At 58.1% G+C, this 5682-nt stretch carries 5 protein-coding genes and 1 pseudogene; 3 read left to right on the top strand and 3 right to left on the bottom strand.

What is annotated here, in order from left to right:
- Positions 1-92: 92 nt before the first annotated feature.
- Complete coding sequence (gene htpG, locus LH464_RS23940) at positions 93-1985, bottom strand: molecular chaperone HtpG (protein ID WP_226788912.1); 1893 nt, start codon at positions 1983-1985, stop codon at positions 93-95.
- Positions 1986-2274: 289 nt separating this feature from the next.
- Positions 2275-2577: a hypothetical protein gene (locus LH464_RS24960; protein ID WP_390625049.1), complete on the bottom strand. Its 303-nt coding sequence runs from the start codon at positions 2575-2577 to the stop codon at positions 2275-2277.
- A 267-nt stretch (positions 2578-2844) separates the two neighbouring features.
- On the opposite strand from LH464_RS24960, the gene LH464_RS23930 reads away from it, so the two are divergent.
- The 3 genes from LH464_RS23930 (at position 2845) to LH464_RS23920 (ending at position 4685) form a co-directional block, all read left to right on the top strand.
- Complete coding sequence (locus LH464_RS23930) at positions 2845-3150, top strand: hypothetical protein (RefSeq protein WP_226788910.1); 306 nt, start codon at positions 2845-2847, stop codon at positions 3148-3150.
- Positions 3147-3332 (top strand): hypothetical protein, encoded by a 186-nt coding sequence (locus LH464_RS23925; RefSeq protein WP_226788909.1) that lies wholly within the window; start codon positions 3147-3149, stop codon positions 3330-3332. Before LH464_RS23930 ends, LH464_RS23925 begins: the two co-directional genes overlap by 4 nt.
- 291 nt (positions 3333-3623) lie before the next feature.
- A complete protein-coding gene (locus LH464_RS23920) occupies positions 3624-4685 on the top strand; it encodes an SDR family oxidoreductase (protein ID WP_226788908.1) in 1062 nt (353 codons plus the stop codon).
- Between the two features lie 348 nt (positions 4686-5033).
- Here the strand turns inward: LH464_RS23920 and LH464_RS25025 are convergent.
- Positions 5034-5310 (bottom strand): annotated as a pseudogene (locus LH464_RS25025) (transposase); the annotation flags it as partial.
- Positions 5311-5682: the final 372 nt, after the last annotated feature.

The following is a 5682-nucleotide window of genomic DNA, read 5'->3' as shown; positions in this document are numbered from 1 at the left end:
CATGCGAGATCGAGAAGAACCATGACGCTGAGTGCCCCGTGATCGGCCGAAGCTTCCGGCGAGGCAGCTGAAATCCGCCTCGCCGCGGGAAGTTAGTTGCGTTGCCCGATCGCAAGCGCAAACAGCCTAGCCTGCCTTTCGGTAAACGCGCGCGGATTGGCTGGTTTGTCGCCGTCAAGAATGCGTGCTTCGTCGAGCAAAAGCCACGCTGCATCCTCGCGAAACGCCGGATCGTCCATCGATGCGATGTTTTTCACACGTTGGCTTTGCGCATTGATCTCCAAGATCGGCTTTGAGGCGGTCTGCAATCGACCTGCCCCTTGAAGGATTTTTTCGAGCTGACGATCTGGGCCATGTTCCGAGGCGACAAGGCAGACTGCACTCTCGGTCAATCGATCGGAGACACGCACGTCGGCAACCGCCTCCCCAAGAATACCACGTGTGAAATCGATAAATGCCGCAACATCGGGCGAAGCTTGCAGATCCCCGTCGCTAGGGCCTCCCTCGCCGGCAACATCATTCAGGTCTGCAAGACCTTGGGTGACCGACTTGAAAGGCTTGCCCTCGAAATCGGAGACATTGGTCGGCCAGAAGTTGTCGACGCCATCAGTGAGCAGCAGTACTTCGATGCCCTTGGCCCGGTAACCCTCCAGCTGTGGCGACGATTTCAATTGATCAAGGCTGGAGCCGCTGATGTAATAGATCGCCGACTGCCCTTCCTTCATGGCGGCCAAATAATCCGCAAGACTGCGCGTTGCTTCATCCGACACAGTGCTGTGGAAGCGTGCTAGTTTCAGCAACTGCGAGCGCTTCTCGAAGTCTTCGTAGATCCCTTCCTTCAGGATGGCGCCAAACAGCCCCCAGAACTTCGAAAAGGTATCGGCTTCGCCTTCGGCCAATTTTTCCAGGGTGGTGAGGATCCTGCTCGTGACACCCTTTTTGATAGCAGAAAGTATCTGACTTTCCTGGATCATCTCTCGTGAGATGTTGAGGGGCAAGTCCGCCGTGTCGACTATTCCGCGCACGAAACGCAGATAGCGCGGCAGCAACTCGGCCTCATCGGTAATAAAGACCCGCTTGACATAGAGCTTCATGCGGCCTTGGCGATCCGGATCAAATAGATCAAAGGGCGGAGAACCTGGGATAAAAGCGAGCGTCGTATATTCGTGACGGCCCTCGGCACGAAAGTGAACACTGGCTAGCGGCTCATCGAACTGGCCCGATACACCACGGTAGAAATCGTCATAGTCCTGCTTGGATATCTCGCTCTTCGGCTTTGTCCAAAGAGCAGCGCCATCGGAGACCTCAGATGGCTCGGCACCATCTTTCTCAATGAGGCGGATAGGAACAGGCACGTGGCCGGACTGATCACGAATGATTTTCTCAACCGTCCATTTGCTGGTGTATTTCGTTGCGTCGACCATGAGATGGAGCACTACACGCGTGCCTCGGGCCGGCGCCTCTTCAATATCAACCGCGCCAACGTCATAGCTTCCCTTGCCGTCTGACGACCATTTCCAGGCATCCTCCTCACCGGCGCGTCTTGAGATAACATCGACCCGGTCGGCAACCATGAAGGAAGAATAGAACCCGACGCCGAACTGACCGATCAGCTCAGCCTTCTCGCCGGCCTTGGCATTCTCAAGCCGCTCCATGAATGCCTTCGTTCCGGAGCGCGCGATGGTGCCGAGCGCATCGATCATTTCGTCGCGGCTCATGCCGATACCATTGTCCTCGACGACAAGTGTCAATGCCTCCTCGTTAAGGCTTACAAGAATGGCGGAGGGGACCCCGTCGGCCGAGAGCTGCGGCTTAGAAATCGACTCATAGCGCAGCTTCTCGCAGGCATCGGCCGCATTCGAGATCAATTCCCGAAGGAAGACATCTCTGTCCGAGTAGACAGAATGTACCATCATATGCAGGAGCCGGCTGACATCGGCTTCGAAAACGTGTTGCTCGCGCGGCCGCTCTTTTACTGTCGTCATCGATAATCCCCGTTTGGCAAAAACCGCGCAACAGATGGTTTTGGAACTGGTAAATTTCAAGAGTCGGTCGCAGAGAACTTAATAATCCCCGCCGACTGCATGATTACCTGCACCCTCCGCTATAAGCTGTCATCAAACTGCAGCCACTACACCCTTCGCCTCGGCGAGATCGGAGAGATCGGCGAGATCGCATGCCTCGGCTAGTCCGTTGCCCAGCGGCATTCGCAACAGACGTACTTACTGGCGTTCAACCTCGACCCGCTTCGGAGTCGTACCATATTCGCCGGCCTTATCGTGAACAAAGGCGGCGCCGATCCGCAAGCGCCGCCGTCACCATTTCGTGGTGATACGGAACCTTAACAGTGATGACGACCAGATCGATCTCAGGGGAATTGACCAGGGCCCACGCATTCTCGAACACATGGTGCAGTTCGAACGCGTCGGCGGCGTTCCTTCGGCACGCAGATGCGCGTCGCCCCGGAAGTCGAATATCTCCGTCAACTTCATCGCGGACGGTTATGATTGCGAGGTGCTCTCGACGACGCTCGTCGGCAGCGGCGGTCAGTGGACAGCAGAGACCGACGCCGCACACGCCTATCTCTACAATAGAGCAATGGCGCGACCCTGCTAAGCATTCAGCTGGGGCACACGCTTGTCGGGATGCGCGAAGTGCTGGGTGGTTGCGGTGATGATATCTCCGCGCGCATGATCACGCGTCGCAAGACCACGCAATGTCATCGACACGGGAGAGACGATTCTAAGGACCTCTCACGATCAGGTCCTTGTGCATGGCGCCATGAAACGGAGCAGCGTTCTTGATCCATTATCGCGGGGGCATGTCTCGCGGGACCAATCTTCTGTGGGAGATCAACGGCACGCAAGGCGAAATCCAGGTGACGGGCGCGGCCGTGCCCAGATCGTGCAACTGGCGATCCGCGGCGCCAATGGCAACGCTTGCGAGCTTGCCTCGCTGGCGCCCCCCGCCTCGGCCTATGACGGCTGGCCGGACAATTCGGTCGCCCGCAATATTGCGCGCCTTTATGCACTGGTGGCGCGGGACAATCCTTCGGGCACGCGCTCGGCACCCAGCTTCCGCGATGCAGTCGCGCTGCATGAGACTATTGACGCCATCGAGCGTTCCGCCGACCGGAGTGAACCGCAATGACTGCACTTTCATTGCTCGAACTCGTCCGCGTCATGAAGGATCCCGAGGCCGGAACGGGAGTTCACAATCCGCGTGACCTCGCTGCGCACGTGTCTCGCGGCAGCAGCAGCAAGATCGTCTTCACCAGGCGGGACTTCGCATCAGAGACTCGTCGTCTTCGGGCGGAGCGAAAGGTATCTTGATGACGGAGTCCGTTTCGAGGCTCCAGATTGAGGGTGGGATCGAATTGGTATTTTCCCAAACTCCGGCAAGGTCTACGCCTTGAGATCGAACGTTGGATGGCCCCTCCACGGTGATATATCCCTGTCTCACCCGCAGCGAAATGAAGCATTCCGGGTCCTTTCAGCTATTCAGTCTTTCTGAGACGATGATAGGCGGCACAAATCCGGCTGCTGGGAGTTTGGGCTCAGTAGAAGCTCAATAATGTCCATTGTCACGACCGGACTCATCCACCTTCAAAGGATTCTACCATCATGGTCAACCACGCACTCATTGTCGGCGCGACCGGCATCGTCGGCAGCGCCACGTCAGAGTTGCTGGTGGAAAACGGATGGGGAGTGTCGGCTCTTGCCCGCCGCCCAAGGGATATGGCTGGTATCAGGACAATCGAAGCGGATCTGCTCGACGCAGCATCCCTGGGAGAAGCCCTGCAGGACATGGCGCCGACCCACGTCTTCGTCTCCTCGTGGCTTCGGCAGGCGACCGAGGCGGAAAACATCCGGGTCAACCGGGCAATGGTGAGGAACCTCCTCGACGCACTGCGCCCAGCGGGTTCGGTCCAGCACGTTGCGCTCGTCACAGGGCTCAAGCACTACCTTGGACCATTTGAAGCTTATGGGAAGGGGGTCTTGCCGCAAACGCCGTTCCGCGAGGATCAGGGGAGGCTCGACGTCGAAAACTTCTACTATGCCCAGGAAGACGAAGTTTTTGCAGCCGCCGATCGCGACGGCTTCAGTTGGAGCATCCACAGGCCGCACACGATTATTGGTAAGGCAGTCGGCAACGCGATGAACATGGGTACGACGCTAGCGGTCTACGCGACCATCTGCAAAGCCCTCGGTCGGCCGTTCTATTTTCCGGGCGCCATGATGCAATGGAACGGGCTGACGGACATGACGAGCGCGTCACAACTTGCACGCCACCTCCTGTGGGCGGCAACGACGCCGGGTGCTGCGAACGAGGACTTCAACGTCGTCAACGGTGACGTCTTCCGCTGGAAATGGATGTGGGGCCGGATCGCCGACTGGTTCGATATCGAGCCGGCAGCGTTCGACGGCACGGTTCGTCCCCTCGAGATGCAAATGGCAGGCGACGCCGTTGTTTGGCACGAGATCGCTGAGAAGCAAGGACTTGCCGTAAGCGACATCGATCAACTCGTCTCGCCGTGGCATACGGATGCCGATCTCGGGCGGCCCATCGAGGTCGTGACAGACATGTCCAAGAGCCGGAGGATGGGCTTCCTCGACTACCAGCCAACGGACGACGCCTTTTTCGAGCTTTTCGAGGCGCTGCGCAAAGGCAACCTCATTCCGTGATCTTACGCTAGGTGTGCTTCACAGGCTCCCGGTAGATGCGCAGCGTCAGCTCCTGGATAACGGAGAAGCCTTTCGCAACACTGATATGGTTAAGGGGGCCGTTAGGCGTACGTAAGCTTCTCACGCAGTAACTCGCGGTCGGCATTCTCTAGCCTATGGGTTTGTGGATTGGCGCTGCCGGCGAGTGGCCGATCGCAGCGACGGTTGTCAGTCCCGGCGCTTCGGGGTGGCTTGCAGGTATGATTGCTGAGATTTCCGTGGTGAATGGGAGCACGTTTATCCCGCTGAACGCCTGCCCTAGGGACTAGCCTACGTTCCCGTCGACCAGGTCTTCTTCGAGTGGACCTTCTAGAGGGATGCACTCTCCCGGTCCGTGGCTGCCTTACCAGGCGGTCCAGGCGGTTACCGCCCGCTTGAATACCTAGAAAGTGATCATGCGTCCGCCGCAGGCATGGCGGCCGGATGGCGCTTGGTTCCTCGTCCGTGTCGTCAGCGGGCGGCGGGACAGCGTTGAGGAGTTCGTGGGCACGAGCGACGCTGGTCTTTCGAGAACTGCCCGCGACCAGACCGTAATGCCGGATGCGGTGGAAGCGCGCGGCTAGACGTGAAGCAAGAAGCGGCGAAGCCGAACTTTTTTCCAGCACGTCGCCGACAGCAGTACTTAAGCTTCATGCCACACTCTCCAAAAGGAAAACAGGACTTACCTTCGGCGAAGATCTCTCGCGAGAATGGCGTCGATCTGAGGTGCGTTCCGAGAGAATGATTGCCAAAGTAGCACCGCCACCGTGTCGAACAGGTTCACCCCGCCACCAATGGAGGCGTCGATGAGCCGACGAGCATCATCAACGCCCTGATCAGCAACTCTGGCGACCGCTCCTACCCACCGAAAAAAGTCCCGATGGAAATCGCAGAGCCCTTCAATCCGAACCTTCCCAGTACGCGGTATTCCATCATCTCCTCCAAGAGACTGTGTCGACCACCTTGTTTAGTTGAGCCA

The sequence above is a fragment of the Pseudorhizobium xiangyangii genome, from assembly GCF_020531965.1.
Taxonomy (GTDB): Bacteria; Pseudomonadota; Alphaproteobacteria; order Rhizobiales; family Rhizobiaceae; genus Neorhizobium; species Neorhizobium xiangyangii.
The sequence above is the reverse complement of the archived record's forward strand: the minus strand, read 5'-3'. Positions and strand labels throughout refer to the sequence as shown.